The organism is Microvirga sp. P4_G7, assembly GCF_056401005.1.
In genome coordinates this window covers 1-1,203 of record NZ_JBFUKD010000913.1, presented here as the reverse complement: position 1 = coordinate 1,203, position 1,203 = coordinate 1, and the positions used below count along the sequence as shown (strand labels likewise).

General features: G+C 58.1%; 1 protein-coding gene and 1 pseudogene. One reads left to right on the top strand and one right to left on the bottom strand.

Annotated elements, in window-relative coordinates; genetic code table 11:
- Window positions 1-328, bottom strand: a pseudogene (locus tag AC1DT3_RS21850) (hypothetical protein); the annotation flags it as partial.
- 182 nt (window positions 329-510) lie between these two features.
- Between AC1DT3_RS21850 and AC1DT3_RS21845 the strand changes: the two are divergent.
- Window positions 511-930: a MerR family transcriptional regulator gene (locus AC1DT3_RS21845; protein WP_477467273.1), complete on the top strand. Its 420-nt coding sequence runs from the start codon at window positions 511-513 to the stop codon at window positions 928-930.
- Window positions 931-1,203 lie beyond the last annotated feature (273 nt).

Sequence of the window (1,203 nt, the reverse complement as noted above, 5' to 3'; positions counted from 1 at the left end):
GCCACCACCTTTGTTCGACCGTGTTGCCTGGTACAGGGATCGCGGGAACAGGGCTATGGCTGTGATGATCATGGTCATGCGAATGATCATGGGAATGATCATGATCGTGCTTCTCAGGGTGGACGTGATCGCAGCATTGGCCATGCCCGTGATGATGGCTCGGCTTGTCCGCGGCTTCCGGCGGGGCGGTATTCCGTGGAACGATTGTGAAACCGAGCGCGCGAATCTTTTTCTCGACATCATCGGAAGTCGTCGGGGCTGTTTCCGCGCGAGCGAGCGTTACGGTCTCGGAGGCGAAGTTGACCGCAATGTCGGATAAGCCAGGCATCCGCGCCAAAGCCGTCTCGATTTTGGCGACGCAACTCGGACAATCCATGCCCGTGACGGTCCATGCGAGTCTGGATGGGGAGGGCGTTTCGGCCCTTTTGGTGTGCGTAGACATGCGTAGCCTCTTGATTCGTGATGCCACGCTACAATCTCTAGTGACTAGAGGGTCAAGAGGGGTGTGCCATGAATCGCTCGATTGGGGCGCTGAGCAAGGAAACGGGCGTCAAAATTCCTACAATCCGCTACTATGAAGAAGTCGGCTTGCTTCGGCCCGCCGAGCGGACCGCCAGCAATCGTCGGTCTTATGGTCCCCGCGACATCGACCGGCTGCGCTTCATTCGTCACGCTCGCGATCTCGGATTTGAGGTGGATGCGATCCGGCAACTACTCCTGCTCTCGGACCATCCCACCCAGCCCTGTGACCAAGTCGACAGCATCGCCCAGCATCATCTGGCCGAAATCAGGTCGAAGATCGATCGTCTCACCGCTTTGCAAGCTGAGATTGAACGCATGCTCGTCTGCGAAGCTCACGGCACCATCGGCGAGTGCCGGGTTCTCGAAGTGCTCTCCGAGCATGGAAAGTGCCTGCACGAACACCACTGATCGCGAATGGGGCGGTGCATGCAACATTGCTGCGAGGACCTGCGCACTTTGYAGGTCTCCTGAGACAGATAAGGTGCTACAGCGCATTCTTTGAAGCGATCCCCATCTCCGATGCCCACCACCCCAGCACAGACCAATCCCGACAATCCGCTGCGCGGCATCGTTCTGATCCTCATCGCATTGCTTTTCTTCTCGTGCTCCGATGCCGCATCGAAAGCGCTGACGGCGACAATATCCCCGATACAGACATCGTGGCTGCGCTTCGTCGTCTTC